A 20,245-nucleotide genomic window follows, 5' to 3' on the forward strand; every position below is an offset into this window, starting at 1 on the left:
CCGATTTTTTTGCCGAAATCAATAGGCAAATTACACCAGTTGTGCGGACCATCTGGAAACCTTGCGTCCCGTTCAGCCCTCGCTGTGCCGGTGCAGGATGTCCTGAATCTCGGCCGGCTGGAACGCCACATCCCAGCACCAGGAACCGAAACCCCCCTTGGCGTTGACGGCATCGACCCACAGTTTCAGCGCGTCCCGCTTGGCTGCGTTCTGCGGGGAGTCCTCGCCCTTGATTTCCAGCACCAGTGTCTTGCCATTGGCCAGGCGGATGATGAAGTCGGGCAGGTAGCGGCGTTTGGATCCGCCCCACAGGTAATGCACCTGATAACCCAGGTGGTCGTTCTTGGCGTAGGCGGTGACCAGGTCGCTTTTGTCGAACAGGGTGGCCGCGTAGATTTCCCAGGTGCTGTCGCCGACCACGTGGCTGATCTGGGACTTCTGCGCAGGCTGGTTGCCCTTGGTCGTGTACCAGGTGCGCATGTTCCGGGTCGATCCGATTGGCTGCTCGGGGTCGAATACCGGTTCAATGCTGGCGACGTTCTGCTGTTCCACGTACTTGACCAGGTGCTGAACCACCAGGTCGATGTTCAGGGCGATCAGGATGCGCCGCCGCAGTCCGTCCGAATGGAACAGGCTCGGGATCTCCAGTTTCCCGGACACGTGGATGAACTGCTCCACCAGCCGGATCAACTGGAACACCAGATATTCCCGGTTGCCCTTGAAGTTCCCGCCGAACTGGTCGAACGCCTTGCGCGCCGCCTGAAACACGATGCGCTGTTCCCGGAAGTCCTCGGGCAGTTTGGACAGGTCAATGCTGGCGACTTTCGACAGGTCCGCCACACCGCCGACGGCGGGCGCCAGATCGGCCGACAGCGGGGTTTTTGCCGGGTCCAGGGCCAGCGGCTTCACCTCGCTCCATTTCACCGCCAGCGTGGGTTTCACGACGATGTCCACGCGCAGGAGATTGGGCCAGCGAACTTCCAGGTCGTTGCGGGTGGGCAGGGATTCGATTTGCGTGCTGGGTTTCGGTGGCGGCGGTGCATCGCCCCCTTCGCCGGCATCGACGAACACCGACAGCGGGACGCCGAACACGTTGACGTACTCGGGCACGAACAGGCCGTTCTCGTCTCGGTCGTAGCTGACGCGGCGCAGTCCGCGGCCGATCACCTGCTCGCACAGCAGCTGGCTGGTGAAGGCGCGCAGACCCATGATGTGGGTGACGTTCTTCGCGTCCCAGCCTTCGGACAGCATCGCCACGGAAATGACGGTCTGCAGCCCTTGCCCGGCCTGTCCCGGCTTGCCGACCGTGTCCACGATCTCGCGCAGCAGGTCTTCCTTGTCCAGCTTCAGCAGACGGGCTTCCCGGTCCTTCGGAAGCCCTGCAGCCTCGACGATCGCTTGCAGGTGCTTGCCGTAGTCGGCCTGTCCTGAAACCTTCTCGCCCAGCTCCGCTTTCTCCAGAACCTTCGAATCCACCCGTAAATTACGGGCGGGCGCCTGCAATTCGGGCCAGTAGGCGTCCCCGCTGTTGAAGTAATGTTCGATCCGCGCGGCCGTCTCGACGCGGTTGCAGACCGTCAGCATCACGGGCGGGGACTGGTGTCCGGCGGTCCTCCAGGCTTCGCGTGTGGCGCGCCAGTCGGCCCCCAACAGCGTGTAGGCGTCCTGCACCAGCTTGGGCAGGCTTTCATGGGGTTCGGCGCCGCGGCGGTTCAGGTCTTCTGCTACCTCGGGTTCCCGGTACAGGTGGTACAGCTTGGACTTGAAGCTCTTCGCGTTCGGCAGCGCGTCATCCCGCACCACCACGCGCGGCGTCTTGACCAGACCGCCTTCGATCGCGTCGTTCAGCCCGAAGTCGCTGACGATCCACGAGAACAGCCCTTCCTCGTTGTTCGCCTTGCCGGTCGGCGCGAACGGGGTAGCCGACAGGTCGAAGCAGCGCGACAGCCGCCGGGTGGCGTGGATGCGGTCCAGCCCCTCGATCCAGCGCGTGGCCTCGTCCATGTCGATGCCCAGGCGGTCCGCCTCGGCCTTGCTGATCTTCACGTCGGCCGGCTTGCGGTAGGCGTGGTGGGCTTCGTCGTTCAGCACCACCAGATCCTTGAACCCAGCCAGCTTGCCCAGCACGCGCCGGGTATAGGCTTCGTTGCTCTCCTTGCCCTTGCGGACGACGGACCGATCCTGTTCCTTCAGCGGCATCAAGGTGTGCCAGTTCTCGACCAGCACCTCGGCGTGGTTCAGCTTCTGGCGCAGGGCGTCCGACGGGCACAGGTTGAAGGCGTCGTAGGCGTTGTCCGTGGCGCCGGGGTAGAGCACGCGCAGGCGCTCCTTGACCGTCAAGCCCGGGGCAACGACGAACACCGCGCGGGAAAAGTCCTTGGTGCGCTTCGGGTAGGTCTGGGCGTTCAGCACCTGCCAGGTGATGATCATCGCCATCACGGCGGTCTTGCCGCTGCCCGTGGCCATCTTGCTGCACAGGCGTTCCCAGGGGCCGCCGTCGCCGGTCAGCAGGACGCCTTGCTTCGATGCCGCTGCGCCTTCCACCCACCAGATCAGCGTTTCGATCGCTTCCAGTTGGCAGAAGTAGAAGGGCAGTTGCCGGGCGCTCTGGTCGTGCCAGTGGGCCAGTAGCTGGCGGGTGATGACGGTGACGCCCGGGTAATCGTCGGCGCGCCAGGCGTCCACCCGCTGGCGGATCTCGTTGACCTGTTCCAGGATCTCGACGCGCCGGGTGTTGTTGCGCACGTCGTAGATGTCATAACTCGCGGGCCGGCGTCCTTCGACCAGGCGAAGCGTCCCGCTGTCGGTGGGCATCCAGTGGCGTTGCGGGACTTGATAGGGCGTGTTGATGATGACGGACTTGGGGGCGGTGGCCATGCGCTCCCCCTCAGTTCGCGCCAGCCGCCGACGGGGCCGACAGCGTCAGGATCTTCAGCGACTCGATGCCGCGATCGTCCACGATCTTCACCGCCGCGCGGTGGTGCTGTCCGGCCTCGAAGGGCAGGGACACGGTGCCGTGGAACTGGCTCAGCAGGCTTTCATCCAGCTCGGCGCGGATCGTGGCCTTGAGCTTCTTCCAGCCCTCATCCTTGCCAGCCATCGGGAAAAAGACTTGGTGCGGGAACAGGCTGCGGCCGTCGTAGTCGGTGTCCAGCGACCACATGGCAATCTTGGCTTTGCCGCCGGACACGAGTTCGCCCTTGACGGTGTCGAAGTAGTCGAAGCCGTTCACCTCGACCTGCCACTGGCCGTCCTTCAGGGCGGTGACGGTCACATCGGGTTGTCCCATCAGCCAGAAGCTTTGATTGCTGGAACGGTTCTTCTTCAGGTCGTCGGTCAGCAGGTCGGTGTTCATCTGCGCCTTCAGGGCGGTGATGCCCTTGACGCCGTCGATGTCCTTGGCGGCTTCGGGGTCGAAGGCGAAGGCACAGAAGACGATCATCTTCGGCCGCGGGAACAGTTCGGCCGCTTCGCCCAGGGCGTGCTCGACCTGTCGCTGTTCGAGTGCGCCGTGTTCGGGGCCGAAGCTCACCGCGATGCGCTCGCCGGTGTCGGCCAGGGTGCCACTGGCGTGCAGGCAGGTGGTGCCGGCCATCGTCTCCAGTTCGGCGAAGCGCAGCATCTGGCCGCCCTTGCCGCGGATGCCCGTCTTCAGCAGTTCATCGCGCCAGCGCTGCTGTCGGCCGGTTTCGCCGCTGCGGGCGATGCTGGTCTGATAGGACAGGTCTTCGCTCGGGGTGGTGGTGGCGCCGCCTTCGGCCGACTCCAGGCTCAGCACGGTGGGGAACGGGACCGCTTCGACGGTGAACGGGCCGGTGATGCGCAGCTTGTTCTTGTTCTTCTCGGGCTGGTCGTACAGGGTTTCGTTCTCGGCCTGTGCAGCAATGGACCGGTCCATTTCGGCCTGCATCCGCTGGCGGGCAGTGTGGAACGCCTCGAAGGGAGCGCGCAGCACCTCGGGCCAGCCAGCGGGCAGGGCGCCATCGTCGCCGTGGAACGGGACTTCCCATTCCAGCAGTTCGCCGCCGCGCTGGCCGAGGGCGAGCTTCTGGCCCTTGCGCACGCCTTCGGTGACGGTCAGGGGCTGGGCGGGGGTGTTGACGGACAGGGCGATGTTCAGCGCGGACAGGGCGGCGGTGATCGCCGGGTGCATCCGGTCGTGGATCGCGTCGATGTCGGCATTGTTGGCAATGGATTTCAGCGTGACATGGGGAACGGTCTTGTAGATGAAACCGCCTTTCAGTCCTTCGTGCGGATAAGCCAGCTCGAAATAATCGAAACTCGCCGTCATCAGCCGCTGTTTCGCCAGCGTCACCGCCACCCGCGACGTATCACAGGTAATCCACCGCCGGCCCCATTTTTCCGCCACGAATGCTGTAGTCCCAGATCCACACGTCGGGTCAAGTACCAAATCACCAGGGTCGGTGGTCATCAATAAACAGCGTTCTGCAACTTTGGTGCTGGTTTCAACAACGTATCTTTTGTCTGACGCGAAGCCCGCAATACTGGTGTCATCCCAACTGTTGTTTATTGGGAAGGCAGGGAAGTCTTCAATGAAGCGGATGTAATAGAGATTGTCCCCGCTTGGTGCAACTCTATTTGACTTGAGGAGCCGAGGCATAAAATCCACTTCGGTTTTCCAATATCCTTTTGGATAATAGTCTTTTCCCCCTAATTGAACGTTATAACGTGTTCCGGGGCTTTGACTGGTAAGGTTGTCAAATCTAAATACATGTCCATCGTTGAATGGCTTTGAGCGTTCGGCACGTGTCAATGACCTACGCTCGCCAGTCGGTAATTCTACTTTGCTATATGCGCCGCCACCTTCTCCCCCAAGTTCTTTGACAAGGTACATTTGGCGATATTTCATGTCTGGTAATGACTTGGCGTACCAAACCAAGTAATCGGCTACTCCTGCAAGGAGATTTGATGTGGAGCTGGTTGTTTTCTTGAATGCGATCAGTCCGCTAAAATTCTCCGCTCCGAAAACTTCGTCGCATATTTCTCTGACGTGGTGCAGGTTTTCATCTGAAATCTGCACAAACACGCTGCCAGTTTCTGACAGAAGATCACGGGCCAGCAAAAGGCGGTCCCGCAGATAACTGAGATAGGAGTGAATGCCAAGTTCCCAGGTGTCCCGGAATGCCTTGATCATCTCGGGTTCTTGCGTCAGATCCGCATCGCTGCGGTCCTTCACGTCCCGCTTGTTCACGAACGGCTGAAAGTTCGACCCGTACTTGATGCCATACGGCGGATCGATGTAGATCATCTGCACCTGCCCGGCCATCCCCTCTTTCACCAACAGGCTGTTCATCACCTGCAGGCTGTCCCCGCTCACCAGCCGGTTCGCCCAGCCCTTGTCGTGCTTGTAAAAGTCGATCGCGTTGCGCAGCGGCAGCGCCTCGAACGGGGCTTCAAACAGACTCGCCTGAACCGCCGGCCCCTTGTCCGCCGCCTTGCCGGCCTTCTCGCCCTTCATGCGCGTGCGCACCGCCGACAGGATGCTCATCGGGTCGATCCGCTCATGCACGTGCAGACTGACCGTGTCCACCTCGAAACTGGTCCGCTCGGCCTTGCCCGTCCACTGCAGATAAGGCGAGCCGCGCCGCTTCAGCTCTTCCAGCGCTGCGCGCATCACCGCCTGATCCCCAGATGCCAGCGCGTCGTCGATCAACGTTTCCAACTCGGCCCGGCCGCTGTCGAAGTTCAGCACCGGGTCAAGGTGCGGGTCATACGCCCAAACCTTCTTCGGCTGCTCGGGGTCGGTGTCCTCGTTGACCAGGCCGACCTCGGGATTGTTCTTGCGCCGGTCGCTGTGTCGGTAGCTCAGCACCTGCGGCGCGCCGGAGTCGGCGCTGGCCGTTGGGGCCTTGGTGCTGGCCTTGCGCTTCAGGGGTGCTGAAAGCGGCAGTTCCGCCGGAATCTCTCCTCCATCAAGCGTGAATTCCTGCTCGCTCGGGGAATCCAGGTTGTTTATATTTTTCTCGTCTCGTCTCGTCTCGTCTCGTCTCGTCTCGTCTCGTCTCGTCTCGTCTCGACGTTGCGCCCGGTCGAGCCGCCGCGCCCCTTGCCCTTCACCGCGCGTCCCGCGTCAAGCAGGTGTTGCCGCGCCGCCTGAAAGGCTTCCTCGGTGATCATCTGTCCTTGTGCCTCGGCCGTGGCCTGCAGCGTGCGCAGCAGCGTGGCATTGCCGAGATTGCTCCCATCGGCGGGCAGCAGTTGATAAAGCGCCTCGGCCAGCGCTTGGGTGTCGGTGTTGTGCATAGGATGGCCCCCTCGGTGTCGTTCGTCACGAATTGGCGGGCAATCTAGCATTTGCGGCCGGTGTTCCCGCCGATGTGCGCCCGTGTCCTCGGGCGTCATCGGTGGGAAGCCTCGGACCGGGCGTGAAATCTGCCCGATCCGTCCTCAGCGCTCAACGTTCAGCGAACCCTGCGCACCGGTGCAGTTCAGCCCGTACAGGCTGCAACTCCCGGCCAGCGCCGACCACCCGCCCGGACCGCGCCGCGGCGCAACGCCCCGAGCGTTCCAGGTGCCGGCATTCGATGCACATCCGAACGTCCGCGCCCAGCCGGTCCCGCAACAGCAGCCGATCGGCCAGCGCTTCGGCATCGTCCAGCCCGAACCCGTGGCGCCGCGCCTGTTCGATGTACCGGCCGATGCGCTCGATCTCTGCATCGTCCAGGCCGATCAGCGCCCGGATTTCGGCGGGCAGGGCGCCCGGTGCAGTGGTCGGGGACCGCCGTTGCAGCAGATCGACCAGCGCCGGTTTGTGCGCCCGGATCGCGTCCCGGTCGGTGTCGGTCAGGCGCGCCGCCGGCTTCACCAGCAGGTTGCCATCGGGCAGCGGGGACACGGTGATGCCACGTCCAAAAAGATGCAAGAGAAGGGCGGGCGTTTCCATCAAATCACCTCGCCCGCGGGGCCGTCGGCACCATCCGGTTCACTCCATTCGTGCCCTTTTTTTCCATTCGTGCCCATTCGTGCCCAACTCTGAGAGTGGGCATCTATGGGCACGAATGGCGCAGGAGGGCACGAATGGGCGTCCGCCTCGGGCAGTTGAACCGAGTCCGGGAGCTTCCAGTAGCTGGCAATTTCCTTGCCGAAACCGGATCGTTTCACGACGACGCCGACCCGCTCCCGGGCGTTGCGGATCTGCTTGTCGGTGAAGCCCTCGGCCTTCAATTTCGCCTTCACCTGATCGCCCGGGACGGTGTCGTGCCCGATGAACCGGATCAGCACGTCGTCGATGCCTTCCCGCTTGGCGATCTCGTCCGAGGTGTCCGCGGGCGTGTCGGCGTCGGCCTCGGCCAGCAGCGCGCGGGCCGAACCTTCCAGCGCTTCCCCCCAGGTCACCATCGACGCGGGGATGCCCGGGGCGGCCTCGCCCTGTTCCAGGTGGTAGACGAACCCGCCGTCATCCGGCCCGATGTTCGACTTCGACCGCACCAGCACCCGCCGGTCCTTGCCGTTGTCGTCCGTGACCTTCGCCGCCAGCAGCACCACCCGCACGATCGCAGTGAAGGCAATCGAGCCGGTCACCCGTTCGGTGGGATCCTTGCCGCTGGTGCCTTTGCTCAAGTGCGTGATGCCGACCACCGCCGCGCCGATCTGCGCCGCCAGGTCCACCAGCGGTTGCAGCGCGCGCCGTACCTCGGTGTTCTTGTGGCTGTCGCCGGTCACCGCCGACACGATCGGATCGACCACGATCAGCCGCACATCCCCCAGCGCCACCACCGCCGACGCCAGTTGCGCCAGGTCGCGCGCAGGATCGAAGGACACCGCTTCGCCATCGACACGCGCACCGGTGACGAAGTAGACCCGGTCCATGTCGGCCCCCATCGCCTTCAGCCGCGGCGCCAGCGTGTCGCCCGGGTCGTCTTCGCCCGACCACATCAGCACGTTGCCCACTGCGCAGCGCGAACCGTCCGGCCAGCGCCCCCCGATCGACACGGTGGCGCCCATGGCCAGGGCAATCGTCGTTTTGCCCTGACCGGGCGCACCGGCCAGCAGATGCACCTTGCCGCAGGCGAGCCAGTGTTGCCACAACCAGGCGATCGCCGACATCGGCAGGGACGATGCCCGGGTGAGGATCACGCCGTCGGTGGTGGCCTTGGGCGCGCTGACCGGGGCGGGGGCCGCCGGCCGTGGTGTGGGTGGTGTGGGTGGTGCAGGTCGTGCCGGCGGTGCTTTCGGCGCCGCCGTCGGTGGCGGGGCGTGTAGCGGTCGTTGTGGTTCCGGAACGTGGATGTCGGCGCGTTCGGCCATTGGCGCCAAGTCCCGATAGGGTGGGCGCTCGGTCATTGGTGAAGCTCCTTGTAGACGCCCTGAATCCGGGCCGATGCGTCGCGCAGTCGGGCCAGGTCCACGTCGGTGAGCGTGTAGCCATTGGCCAGGTTCTCCGCTGCAACGGCGGTCAACCATGCTTCACTGGCGATCAGCTCGATCGCCTGCATCGGGAGCATCAAGCCGATTCGGCGGGGCTTGCTGACCGGGCGGGCGTCGTCCCGCTCGGGGAACAGGTCGGACAGGTCCAGGCCGAGTGCGTGGGCGATCGTCTCGACCTCGCAGCCCGACTTGAAGCACTTCAGCAGCACGGTGCCGTTGTCGCCGCGGCGCACCGACAGCGTGTTCGTGCTCTTGCCGCCGCAGGCTGGGCATGCCGCGCGCAGGTGGTCGCGGCCGTGCAGCCGGACCTTGCCGCGGTGGGACAGGTGGGACTCGACCAGCTCGAAGGGATCGCTCATCGCTTGGTCCTTTCCAGGTGAATCCGGAAGTCGTCGGCGTTGCGATGTGTGGGGGTGGCAAGCTCGCCAGCGGTGCCCGAAGGACACGCCAGGGGCTCGCCGGTGTCGGCGATACGCATGGGTGTGTCCTCGGGGTTAGGCTGTAGCGCCGTTCATGAACGCATTGAGCGTGCTCAAGCGAACCTTGCGACTGCGGCCGATGTGCAGGCTCTGCAGTTCGCCGCGGTTGAACAGGTTGTAGATCGTCGTGTGACTGACCCCGAGCCGGTCGCGTGCTTCACGCACGGACAGAAGGCGGTCTTGGTCGGCAGCGATTGCCGGGGAGGTGTGGCCGATGGTCTTGCTGATGTCGCGCATTGCTGCCTTGAAGTTATAGGCGTTGAAAACTGCGCGGATGAATGTTGGCGGATCCTGACGGACATACGCTCAATGAGTGCATGTCCGGTCAAGCTGGCTTACCATTCGGCCTGTAGTTCCGTCCAAAGTTCTACAGGCGTTTCCGCGTCTCTTGAAAGCCTGACCCCCAAATTCCACTCCGGGGGCCGGGCTTTCGTCTTTCTGGGGGGTGTTCATCTCCCATCGATCAAATATACCAAGCGTCATTTGTGGATAACCGCTGACAACTGAATCCGTCCATCGGTGTTCACCCTCTAGAGCGCTTGGTCGGCGCTGTTTTGCGTTACGATGCGTCCCGCATCCGGGTGAAAAACAGGCTAAAAACCGTTTCGTACCCTAATTTGCAACGGAATGTAGATGCATCCCTTCTTGTTGCACACATCGCTGTACTTGTCAGGCAACCCTAAGCGGCCTGATGTTCGTTTCTGACTCGATCTGCTGCACCAGCCCAGCCAGCCGCGCGCCCAGCGCATCGAAGGCTCTGGCCTGGTCCGCTTCCCGACGATCCCGGATGTAGACACGCCGCACCCGGCTTTCGATCTGGTGGTTCAGGCATTCGTCGATCACGTCCCCGCTGATCCCCATCCCGGCCATGAGTGATGCGGCCGTGCGTCGAAGATCGTGCGGCGTCCATCGACCGCCGGGCAGCGTCAGGGCGTCCACCGCCTTGCTTCGGTTGCTCATGCGCTCTTCGTCGGTGCGCTGGCGGTCGCTCAGTTGCTTGTTGAAGGACTTGAGGCAGACCGGCCCGGTGTTGTCCGTGCTCGGGAACACCCATGCGCTGGTTTGCCGCATCGTCGCCAGTTCGTTGAACTGCTTCAGGGCAAAGTCCGACAGGTGAATGGTGTGGTCCCGGCCGTTCTTCGTGTCCGGCAGGTACCACGTGCGGGCCTTGAGATCGACGAACCCGAGCTTCACGTCTTCCACCTCGGCCACTGCCTGCAGGATGGCCCGATCCGCGCGGTCGTCCGCCCAGGTGGCGCCCATGAGTTCCCCGATTCGGCAACCGGTCGCCAGCGTCAACCACACGGCACAGACACTGCGCGGGTTCATGTTCGCCAGGGGCAGGGCATCCGCCAGCCGCCGGATCTCGTCGGCCGACAGGATGCGGTCCCGCTGGGCGCCCTTGCCGACGACACGCGCCTTCTTGAGCGTGGCCATCGGATCGACCGCGATCAGTTCCCGATCCATGGCGAACGCGAACATCTGGCGCAACTCGCTGAACAGCATCTGTGCGGTTCGCTGCTTGCCCTCGGTGGTCTGGGCGTCGATCACGCGCAGGATGTCGGCCTTCGTCACGTCCTTGGCGGTCATGTCGCCGATGTGGTCGAACACGTGGCGCTCGAACTGCGCACGGGCCAGTGCGCCCGAGTCCTTGCGGCCTTTGCGTTCTCCGCTTGGCAGGGTCTGGCTTTTCAGCTCCACGTCGCACCAGCGGTCGAACAGGGTGCGGATGCTGACGCGGCGCAATTGCTCAAGCTCTGCAGCCTGTTGCGCTACCAGGCGTTGGGCGCGCTCTTCCTCGTGTCGCAGTTGAGCGAGTTCGCGGTCTTGCTCTGCCTTCAGTACCGGGTCGATGCCGTCCAGCACCGCCGCACGCATCCGCGCGGCGCGTGCTTCAGCCTCTTCCAGCGACGCTTCTGGGAACCCGACGATCCCGCCGTTGTCGTCTGCCCATAGCTGGGCACGGACCTGTTTCCCGGTGACTGGCGAAGCGTAGCGATAGACCCAGAAGGCACCGGCCTGTGTCCGCCGCAGGTACAGCCCCTTGCCGGCCCGAAGTTCGTCGCCAGCCTCGGCCGACTTCACCCAGGCGCGCACCTCCAGATGCCTGATCGCGACCTTGTGCCGTGTACCCTTCTCGATTCCCATCTGTCGTCCCGCTTTGTCCGAAGTTGCCAGATGCTGTCCCAACGGTAGCTATCTGGCAATTTTCTGGCAATTCAAAATTGGCTTTCAGTGTACGACGAAGAATGGCAAAGAACAAAGTTCATCCGTAAGTCATTGATTTTTATTGGTTTGACTGAATGATGCTGGTCAATGGCTGATGGTTGTAGATGCTGTGTTACTTGCATGGGGTGCAAGGGGTAGTGAGTTCGAATCCCACCGTCCCGACCAATGAATTCAATGGGTTAGCTCTCACAAGGAGCTAGCCCATTGGCCTTTCTGGGGTCCGAATCTGCTGCATGCCCCGCGTGTCCGCATCCAGTTCACGCAGTGGCCAATCTGCCCCGTGTCAATCGATCTGGCGTGTTTTCAGCGTCAGAGAGATATGTTGCCGGAATGTCCGAATCTGCGAATACCATCCACCGCAAGGGGGGGTGCCGACGGAAGACGGAAGCGAGCACCCATTGAAAAAAATGGTGTTCCACGTCCGGAAAGACAACGACATGACGGTATTCGGCATTCGGCGCAGCCTGTGCGCTGCGCTCAGCGGTGCGGTGCTCATCCTTTCAGGGTGCGGAGGTGGCGGGGGGAGTGCGGACGTGCCTGCACAGGCTGCCGGCACCGTGCACGGCACGGTGGTGGCGTCCTCGACCGGGGCCGATCTGGCCGGCGTGGCAGTGGTCGTGGCAGGCCACAGCACCGTCACCGCGGCCGACGGCAGCTACACGCTGACGGCCGTTCCGGCTGGCGATGGCCAGGTGGTGACCTACTCCCTGGCCGGTTATGCCAAGGGGGTTGTTCCGGTATCGGTCACGTCCGGTGCCGTCGCGCAAGCCAGTGCCCGCCTGACGCCCGTCAGCGCCAGCCAGACGGTGGACGCCACCAGCGGCGGAGTGATCGGCGTGGCAGGCTCGCCGGCCCAGGTCACGCTGCCGGCGGGGGGGCTGGTCAGCGCTTCGGGTGCCGCGGCGACGGGCCCGGTCCGGGTCGAGCTGACGGTCATCGACCCGGCATCCGACCCCGCCAACATGCCCGGCAACTACACCGCGCAGACCGCAGGCGGCGGCACGGCACAGATCGAGAGCTTTGGCGCCCTCCAGGTGACCCTGACGGACGCCAGCGGTGCATCGCTGAACCTGGCCAGCGGGAAGACCGCCACCCTCCGGATTCCCCTGTCCAGCCGCAGTGCCGTGCCACCGGCCACGGTGCCGCTGTTCTATCTGAACGAGACCACCGGCCTGTGGGTACAGGAAGGCAGCGCCAGCCTGACCGGCACGGCGCCCGACCAGTATTACGAGGGCACGGTGGGCCATTTCAGCTACTGGAATGCCGACCAGATCACCGAGACCATCCGGGTGTTCGGCTGTGTGCAGGATGCCGCTGCGCGTCGGGTGGCCAGTGCCCTGGTCCACACCAGCGGCAGTGACTATTCAGGCATTGACCTCGACTGGAGCAATGCCAATGGCGATTTTGTCGTGCGCATGCGCAAGGACAGCATCGCCAGCCTCATGGCTGAACTGGGCCCGCGCAGCGCTGCCAGCGTGCGGGTCGGGCCTTCCAGCACGGACATCACCCTGGGTGCCTGTCTGGTGATGCGCGATGTCGTGGCCCTGCCGCAGATCCTGGTGCCGCCCGCATCGCGCACGCTGCCGGCCGGCAGTTCGATGCCGCTGCTCGTCGAGGCGAGCGGAGCCGGCACCCTGCGCTACCAGTGGCAGCGCAACGGCATCGACATCCCAGGCGCCAATGCCGCCCGCCACGTGGTCGCGGCGGTGTCAGCGGACGACAACGGGGCGCGCTACGCGGTCGTCGTCCGCAGTGCCACCGGCTCGGTCACCAGTGAATATGCCGTGCTGACGGTGCAGACCGTTCTCCCGGTCCTGGAGATCACGGGCCAACCGCAGCCCGCGAGCGTCGATGTCGGCCAGCAAGCGCGCTTCAGTGTCAGCGTCAGCGACGGCTTGCCCGCCGCCAGCTACCAGTGGCAGCGCAACGGCGTGGACATCGCCGGCGCCACCAGCTCCACCTACACCACACCCGTCACCGCCCTGGCCGACAGTGGCGCCAGCTTCAGCGTGCGCATCAGCCGCGGCACCGACGTCCTGACCAGCAACCCGGCCGTGCTGACCGTGACACAGCCGACCGGCGCCAGTGGCTACTACCTGGTGGCGCCGGCAGGTCCGGCGGTCAGCAGCAGCGTCACCTACGCCAACGGGGTGCAGACGTTCCAGTCGCAGGCCATCCTGGCGGTCAATACGGCCAACCCTGCTGGTGTGGTGACACTGGCGCCGGCGGGCCAGGCGGCGTACGCGATGTTCAGCGGGGTGATCGAAGCCTCGGTCAGTGCAGGGGTCATCAGCCAGGCGCGCAGCCGCTTCGCCGTCTATCTGCAGGGCGGCCGGCTCGTCAAGGTGGACCAGGTGGTCACCAACGGCGGACTGCCCACGGCCACGCTGCTGTCGTCGCTGACCTCGCCCGAGTTGTGCGGCGACAGCGGCGATCCGATGACCGACAGTTCCGACAGTGGCTTCAGTCCGACCAATCCGCTGCGCAGCTGGATCTTCTTCAAGGCGCCTGGTACGGACGGCCAGTGCGGCACGGAAGACGACAACTACCGGGCCGTGCGCATGGACATGGCCCCCACCGAGGCGGCATCGAGCGTGGCCGAGCCGCAGACCGGACTCCTGACCGCCGACCTCGCCCTTGCGGGGCTGGTGGTGCGCAATGGCAATCAGATGCAGCTGCTGGACGCCAATCTGGCCAATCCCGTCAACCTCTTCACCATCAACCCGGTGGGTTTTCGCAATCTGGGCCTGAGCTTCGGCAGTGCGGCGTCGGGCTTCTGGCTGTTTGTCGACGGCGGCAAGCTGTGGGGCGTCAACCTGGCGTCACCGGCAACCCGGGTCGCGCTGACCACCATGACCAGCAGCGAGTCGGATGTCGAGGTGGTCTCCGACGGTGCCGCCGCCTACATCGCCATCTCCAGCAGCACCGGCAGTCGGCTGTTGCGGGTGGACCGTGGCCTGGTGGCCACGCCGCTGGCCACCCTGACACCCCGTGTCTTCCAGCTGGAGCAGACGCCCACGCGGCTGGTGGCGCTGGGTCTGGGAACCCCATGGACCGTGCAGTCCGTGCCCAAGACGGGTGGTGCGACAACGCTGCTGCACACGCTGACCAGCCTGGAGATGTGGTCGCAGATGCTGACCGCGGGCGAGAACGTCTACCTCGGGCTCTATCAGGCCGATGGCACCGGATCGGTGTCCACGCTGGTGGTGGGGGCGGACGGCAGCAATCCGGTTCTGCTGGCGAACACCGCTGTCAAGCAGGGCATCGCTCCGACTTCGTGGTCGCTCGGCGACTTCGGCGCCGAGCCTGTCTACCAGGCCGTCGTGCTGGCGGACGGAGTCACCCGCTACCTGAATGACGCTGGTGCCACGCTGCGCGTGGTGGACGGTGCGACCCGCACCACCCTCGCGACCTACGGCCGCCTCCCGGCCCAGCCGGATGTGTACTTCGGTACGGTGGCGGGCGCATTCCAGTACGGGCAAAGCGGGCTGTTCGCCAGTGTCTCGATCGACACCGGCCTGGCGGGTGACCTGTTTTATTACAAGAGCGACGCACCGGGGCTGGTCCGGGTGACGAACTTTGGCACCCCGGCCCCCGCGGCCGCCGCCAGCGTGCAGTCGCTGTCGGCCACGCGCCGTTCCGCGGCGAAGGTTGCGGCTGCATACCGTGCGGGTGTGCTGGGTCGCTGATCGCAGGCGACGTCTGTGGAGGTGGTCGGCTGCGCTGGAGCCGGCCGCCCGTCAGGCCTGATAGCACGGCGGGCGGGGCCCCGCGGGCGCAGGATCCCCGGCCGATCCCGGTCGGCGAGAATGGTGGAAACAATGCCATCTGCGCGCGGGAGAAACGATCTTGAACCACCAAGCCCTGTCGTCCTTCATCTGGTCGGTCGCCGACCTGCTGCGAGGGGACTACAAACAGAGCGAATACGGCCGCGTCATCCTGCCGTTCACCGTGCTGCGCCGGCTGGACTGCGTGCTGGCGGCGACCAAGCCGGCGGTGCTGGCCGAGTTCGCCGCGCGCACCGCCGCCGGCCTGAACCCGGAGCCCTTCCTGCTGCGCAAGGCCGGACAGAGCTTCTTCAACACCTCGTCGCTCGACCTCGTCACGCTGCTGGGCGACCAGGATCATGTTCGGCAGAACCTCTACGCCTACATCCAGGCCTTCTCGCCGGCGGCGCGGGACATCTTCGAGCGCTTCGACTTCCACACCCAGGTGGAGCGGCTGGCCAAGGCCGACCTGCTGTACCTGGTGGTCGAGAAGTTCGCCAACATCGACCTGCACCCCGAGCGGGTGGACAACGCCAGCATGGGCGCGGTGTTCGAGGAGCTGATCCGCAAGTTCGCGGAGATCTCCAACGAGACGGCCGGGGAGCACTTCACGCCGCGCGAGGTCATCCGGCTGATGGTGAACCTGCTGTTCATCGAGGACGACGACGTGCTGACGCCCGGCAACGCCGTGGTGCGCACGGTCTATGACCCGACGGCGGGGACTGGCGGCATGTTGTCGGTGGCGGGCGAGTACCTGCTGGAACACAACCCGCAGGCCCGGCTGACGATGTTCGGGCAGGAGCTGAACGACGAGTCCTACGCCATCTGCAAGGCGGACATGCTCATCAAGGGGCAGGACGTGGGCAACATCGTGGCCGGCAACACGCTGAGCGACGATGGCCACGGCGGGCGCCAGTTCGACTACATGCTGTCCAACCCGCCGTTCGGGGTGGAGTGGAAGAAGGTCGAGCGGGCGGTGCGCCTGGAGCATGAGCAGCGGGGGTTTGATGGTCGCTTCGGTCCGGGGCTGCCGCGGGTGTCGGATGGCTCGCTGCTGTTCCTGATGCACCTGCTGGCCAAGATGCGGCCGGCGCAGGACGGGGGCAGCCGCTTCGGGATCGTGCTCAACGGCTCGCCGCTGTTCACGGGTGGCGCGGGCAGTGGCGAGAGCGAGATCCGCCGCTACGTGCTGGAGAACGATCTGGTGGAGGCCATCGTCGGCCTGCCCACCGACATGTTCTACAACACGGGCATCGCCACCTATGTCTGGATCCTGTCGAACAAGAAGCCGGAGGACCGCCGGGGGTTTGTGCAGCTCATCGACGCGGGGAGCTTCTGGCAGAAGATGCGCAAGAGCCTGGGCTCCAAGCGCAAGGAGATGAGCGACGCGCACATCGAGCAGGTGACGCGCCTGTTCGGCGGCTTCACCGAGGCGGAACTCGTCACGGTGCTGGATGCGGCCGGGCAGCCGCTGGGCGAGGCGCAGTTGGTCACCGGGACCGATATTCCGCCGGTGGCGCGGGAAGGCGGGCGCCTCAAGCGGGTGCCGGTGGCGCGCATCTTCCGCAACGAGGACTTCGGCTACACCACGATCACGGTCGAGCGTCCGCTGCGGGACGCGCAGGGTCAGCCGGTGCTGGGGGCCAAGGGCAAGCAGAAGGGCAAGCCGCAGCCCGACAGCGCGCTGCGCGACACCGAGAACGTGCCGCTGAGCGACGATGTCCGCTCCTACTTCGAGCGCGAGGTGCTGCCGCATGCGCCGGATGCGTGGATCGATCCCGAGAAGACCAAGGTCGGTTACGAGATCCCGTTCAACCGGCATTTCTATGTCTTCGAGCCGCCGCGTTCGCTGGCCGAGATCGATGCGGATCTGAAGCGGTCGACGGATCGGATCAAGCAGATGATCGAGGGGCTGTCGGCATGAGTGCGGCTGTCCAACAGTGACACCACTGGTGTCACAAGTCGAGCCGGGATCTGGAACGGCAGTTCAAGGCGACGCTGTTCGGGCGCGTGGTGACTTCGCCGGTAAAAGTCTCACCACTGGTGAGACAAGGCCACCCGCATGTCACGCCTGTTACAAAAGTCTCAGCACTGCCGAGACAATCTTCGACAATGCATTTTTATACGCTGTTAGCGTAGTATTGACCCATGCGCTACGAATTCATCGAGTCGTCCGTGTTTTCGGCCTACGTGGCGGACTACCTTGAGACGACGACTACGCCGCGTTGCAGGCGTACCTGAGCGAGCAGCCGGACGCGGGTGATCTTGTGCGCGGCTCGGGTGGGGTGCGCAAGGTGCGGTGGGCGCGGCCCGGCGGGGGCAAGTCCGGTGGCGTTCGGGTCTGCTACTACGTGCGGACGCGGGCCGGCCAGATCTTGATGCTGGTGATCTACGCCAAGAACGTGCGGGCCTCGATCCCTGGGCATGTGCTGGCACAACTGCGAGAGGAACTGGAACATGGGCAAGCTGACTGAAGCGGAGCTGCTGGCGCGGGATGCCCAGCGGGACATCGGGGCCGAGTTGCTGGCGTCGGTGCGTGAACTCAAGGCGGGGCGCTGGGCGCGCAAGACCACCTTCGAGGCGCGGCCGGATGGGCAGGTGCGGCGCTGTGTCGTGCGGGCGGACGGGACGGTGGAAAAGGACGAATGGCTGACGGGCGCTCGCTGGGAGCTGATGGCCGCGCGTGCGGGGTCGGGGCTGTCCCAGGCCGAGTTTGCGCAGGCACTCGGGGTGTCGAAGCGGACGCTGGAGAACTGGGAGCAGGGCCGGGTCGAGCCGACGGGCGCGGCGCGGCGGCTGCTGAGGCTGGCGGCGTGTTTTCCGGACACGGTGACGCGGCTGGCGGGATTGCCGGGCTGACGTTGGCGGGGGTGGCTCCGCTGGACAGAAAATATCAGGGGGATGAAGCGTGAGTTTTCCGAAATACGAGCATTACAAGGATTCCGGGGTCGAGTGGCTGGGCGAGGTGCCGGCGCATTGGGATGTGAAGAGCATTCGCCGTGTGGCTGAACTGAATCCGTCCAAATCGGAAGCCGCGCACCTTGGCCGAGAAACAGAGGTTTCTTTTCTGCCAATGGAAGCGGTTGGCGACGATGGAAAACTGAATCTCGACCGAACTCGCCCGATTGGGGAAGTTGAAACGGGCTATACCTTTTTCAAGGAAGGTGATGTAACGATCGCCAAGATCACTCCTTGTTTCGAAAACGGCAAAGGCGCCGTCATGACCGGGTTGCAGAATGGTTTCGGTTTCGGGACGACTGAACTCATCGTGACGCGGCCAAAGTTGGGTCATGTGACGAACCATTTTCTTCACTGGCTATATTTGTCCACCACGTTTCGAAAAACCGCTGAAGCTGCGATGTATGGTGCAGGCGGGCAGAAACGTGTTCCTGATGACTTTGTCCGGGATTTCGTGACGGCTTTTCCGCCCATATCTGAGCAAGACACGATTTCTGCATTTCTTGTCCGCGAAACCACCAAGCTCGACGCCCTCATCACCGAACAACGCACCCTGATCGACCTCCTCAAGGAAAAGCGTCAGGCGGTCATCTCCCATGCCGTGACGAAGGGGCTGGATCCGCGGGTGCCGATGAAGGATTCGGGGGTGGAGTGGCTGGGGGAGGTGCCGGCGCATTGGAATATGCTGGCATTGAAACGAATTTCGCCGAGTCAAACTGTGGGAATTGTTGTTAATCCGTCAGAGTATGTCTCTTCGGAGGGGTTGCCGTTTATTTATGGGGGAGATATATCGGAGGGGTGTATATCTTATGCTGGTGCGCGTAGAATTTCTTTGGAAGATAGTGAGCGAAATAAAAAGACAAAATTAAACGCGGGTGATGTTTTGGTTGTTCGGGTTGGTGCTCCGGGTGTGGCTGCCGTTGTTCCGCCAGAATGCGAAGGTGGGAATTGTGCATCTGTAATGCTCGTGCGAAAGGGGGATTTCTGCTCCGACTGGCTTTGTTTCCTCTTGAATAGTCGAGTGGTTAGGTATCAAGTAGAGATCGTGCAGTATGGTGCAGCTCAAGAGCAGTTTAATATTGCTCATGCAGTTGAATTTGTCTTGCCTACTCCTGACGTGAACGAACAAAAAAATATATCAGCATACCTGGGTAGGGAGGCAACCAGAATCGATGCCCTGACCGCCGAAGCCCAAACCACCATCGCCTTGCTGCAAGAGCGCCGCAGCGCGCTGATTTCCGCCGCCGTCACCGGCAAGATCGACGTGCGCCAGCACACCACCGAGGCCGCCTGATGCCGCTGTTCCACTACACCACCGACCGCCTGCAACCCGTGGCCGAGACCACCTTCGGCGCTGAAGGCATCCTGGAGCGCCAGGATCTGCAACGCCTGCTGCGCGAGCAGATCGACGCGCTCGGCGAGCGGCTGCTGGTCATCGCCGAAGAGTTCGGCGACTGGGCCGACAGCGCACGCCGCATCGACCTGCTCTGCCTCGACACCGACGCCAACCTTGTCGTCGTCGAACTCAAGCGCACCGAGGACGGCGGCCACATGGAGCTGCAGGCCCTGCGCTACGCCGCCATGGTCTCCACCATGCGCTTCGACCAACTCGTCGACACCCACGCCAAGTACCTCAACCGCCTCGCCGCCGGCCCCGCCCCCGACACCGACGCCGCCCGCGCCGCCATCCTCGGCTTCCTCAACTGGACCGAAGTGAACCAAAGCCAGTTCGCCCAGGACGTGCGCATCGTGCTCGCCTCCGCCAACTTCGGCCGCGAGCTGACCACCGCCGTCATGTGGCTCAACGAGCGCAACCTCGACATCCGCTGCGTGCGCCTCAAGCCCTACCGCCTCAACGCCGAGACCGTGCTGCTCGACGTGCAGCAGATCATCCCGCTGCCGGAAGCCGCCGAGTTCCAGACCCGCATCGACGTGAAGAAACAGGCCGAGCGGCAGGACCGATCGGACCGCAAGGTGCTGCGGGCGCAGTTCTGGGAAGCCTTGCTAGACCTGGCCCGCCCCCGCTCGCAGGCCCACGCCGGCCGCTCCGCGACCACGGACGGCTGGCTCTCCGGCAAGATCGGACGCACTGGTTTTGACCTCAACTACGTGGTCCGCCGACACGACGCCCAGGTCGAACTCTGGATCGGCTTCGGTACCGGCAAGTCCGAACTCAACAGGAAGGCCTTTGATGCCCTGAAAGCACAGCAGGCCGCCATTGAGGCCGACTTCGGCGCCCCGCTGGACTGGCAGGAACTCCCGGAAAGCGAAGGTTGCCGCATCCGCTGCGTGCTGCCGGACGGCGGCTACCAGTCACCCGCCGAGCAATGGCCGCAGATCCATGAACGCATGGTCGCCGCCATGATTCGGCTTGAAACTGCCATGCGGGCGCGCGTGGCGAAACTCGTGCTCTGACCCACGCCA

At 64.2% G+C, this 20,245-nt stretch carries 15 protein-coding genes; 6 read left to right on the plus strand and 9 right to left on the minus strand.

The genetic code is table 11. The annotated features are described in order from the left end of the window. Positions 1–72: 72 nt before the first annotated feature. From BDD16_RS17820 to BDD16_RS17855, 9 genes are all read right to left on the minus strand, one after another. Positions 73–2,877, minus strand: coding sequence for a BPTD_3080 family restriction endonuclease (locus BDD16_RS17820; RefSeq protein WP_179635172.1), 2,805 nt, complete (start codon positions 2,875–2,877; stop codon positions 73–75). 10 nt (positions 2,878–2,887) lie between these two features. Continuing rightward, positions 2,888–5,833: a site-specific DNA-methyltransferase gene (locus BDD16_RS17825; protein WP_218897854.1), complete on the minus strand. Its 2,946-nt coding sequence runs from the start codon at positions 5,831–5,833 to the stop codon at positions 2,888–2,890. A gap of 140 nt (positions 5,834–5,973) precedes the next feature. After that, the gene (locus BDD16_RS17830; RefSeq protein ID WP_179635173.1) at positions 5,974–6,264 is read right to left on the minus strand and encodes a hypothetical protein; all 291 of its coding nucleotides are present in this window, start codon (positions 6,262–6,264) and stop codon (positions 5,974–5,976) included. Between the two features lie 151 nt (positions 6,265–6,415). Further along, positions 6,416–6,904 carry a hypothetical protein gene (locus tag BDD16_RS17835; protein ID WP_179635174.1) on the minus strand — a complete coding sequence of 163 codons (489 nt, stop codon included), beginning with the start codon at positions 6,902–6,904 and terminating at the stop codon, positions 6,416–6,418. Continuing rightward, positions 6,904–8,304: an AAA family ATPase gene (locus tag BDD16_RS17840; RefSeq protein ID WP_246332596.1), complete on the minus strand. Its 1,401-nt coding sequence runs from the start codon at positions 8,302–8,304 to the stop codon at positions 6,904–6,906. Before BDD16_RS17840 ends, BDD16_RS17835 begins: the two co-directional genes overlap by 1 nt. After that, positions 8,301–8,747 carry a hypothetical protein gene (locus tag BDD16_RS17845; RefSeq protein WP_179635175.1) on the minus strand — a complete coding sequence of 149 codons (447 nt, stop codon included), beginning with the start codon at positions 8,745–8,747 and terminating at the stop codon, positions 8,301–8,303. The genes BDD16_RS17840 and BDD16_RS17845 overlap by 4 nt, the downstream gene beginning before the upstream one ends. Continuing rightward, on the minus strand, positions 8,744–8,866 hold the full coding sequence (locus tag BDD16_RS23225) for a hypothetical protein (protein ID WP_257644991.1): 123 nt from the start codon (positions 8,864–8,866) through the stop codon (positions 8,744–8,746). The genes BDD16_RS17845 and BDD16_RS23225 overlap by 4 nt, the downstream gene beginning before the upstream one ends. Positions 8,867–8,882: 16 nt before the next feature. Next, positions 8,883–9,104, minus strand: a complete 222-nt coding sequence (locus BDD16_RS17850; RefSeq protein ID WP_179635176.1) for a helix-turn-helix domain-containing protein — start codon at positions 9,102–9,104, stop codon at positions 8,883–8,885. Between the two features lie 432 nt (positions 9,105–9,536). Beyond that, positions 9,537–11,015: a tyrosine-type recombinase/integrase gene (locus BDD16_RS17855; RefSeq protein ID WP_179635177.1), complete on the minus strand. Its 1,479-nt coding sequence runs from the start codon at positions 11,013–11,015 to the stop codon at positions 9,537–9,539. A gap of 614 nt (positions 11,016–11,629) precedes the next feature. Here BDD16_RS17855 and BDD16_RS17860 point away from each other — a divergent pair. The 6 genes from BDD16_RS17860 (at position 11,630) to BDD16_RS17885 (ending at position 20,236) form a co-directional block, all read left to right on the plus strand. After that, positions 11,630–14,785 carry a hypothetical protein gene (locus tag BDD16_RS17860; RefSeq protein ID WP_179635178.1) on the plus strand — a complete coding sequence of 1,052 codons (3,156 nt, stop codon included), beginning with the start codon at positions 11,630–11,632 and terminating at the stop codon, positions 14,783–14,785. A 160-nt stretch (positions 14,786–14,945) separates the two neighbouring features. Further along, the gene (locus BDD16_RS17865) at positions 14,946–16,787 is read left to right on the plus strand and encodes a type I restriction-modification system subunit M (RefSeq protein WP_179635179.1); all 1,842 of its coding nucleotides are present in this window, start codon (positions 14,946–14,948) and stop codon (positions 16,785–16,787) included. A gap of 301 nt (positions 16,788–17,088) precedes the next feature. Next, positions 17,089–17,337 carry a type II toxin-antitoxin system RelE/ParE family toxin gene (locus tag BDD16_RS17870; RefSeq protein WP_218897856.1) on the plus strand — a complete coding sequence of 83 codons (249 nt, stop codon included), beginning with the start codon at positions 17,089–17,091 and terminating at the stop codon, positions 17,335–17,337. Further along, a complete protein-coding gene (locus tag BDD16_RS23350; RefSeq protein WP_179635180.1) occupies positions 17,321–17,722 on the plus strand; it encodes a helix-turn-helix domain-containing protein in 402 nt (133 codons plus the stop codon). The genes BDD16_RS17870 and BDD16_RS23350 overlap by 17 nt, the downstream gene beginning before the upstream one ends. Positions 17,723–17,771: 49 nt before the next feature. Beyond that, positions 17,772–19,115, plus strand: a complete 1,344-nt coding sequence (locus BDD16_RS17880; protein WP_179635181.1) for a restriction endonuclease subunit S — start codon at positions 17,772–17,774, stop codon at positions 19,113–19,115. After that, positions 19,115–20,236: a DUF4268 domain-containing protein gene (locus tag BDD16_RS17885; RefSeq protein WP_179635182.1), complete on the plus strand. Its 1,122-nt coding sequence runs from the start codon at positions 19,115–19,117 to the stop codon at positions 20,234–20,236. Before BDD16_RS17880 ends, BDD16_RS17885 begins: the two co-directional genes overlap by 1 nt. Positions 20,237–20,245: the final 9 nt, after the last annotated feature.

It is taken from the genome of Sphaerotilus montanus (assembly GCF_013410775.1).
In the GTDB taxonomy this organism is placed as follows: domain Bacteria; phylum Pseudomonadota; class Gammaproteobacteria; order Burkholderiales; family Burkholderiaceae_C; genus Sphaerotilus; species Sphaerotilus montanus.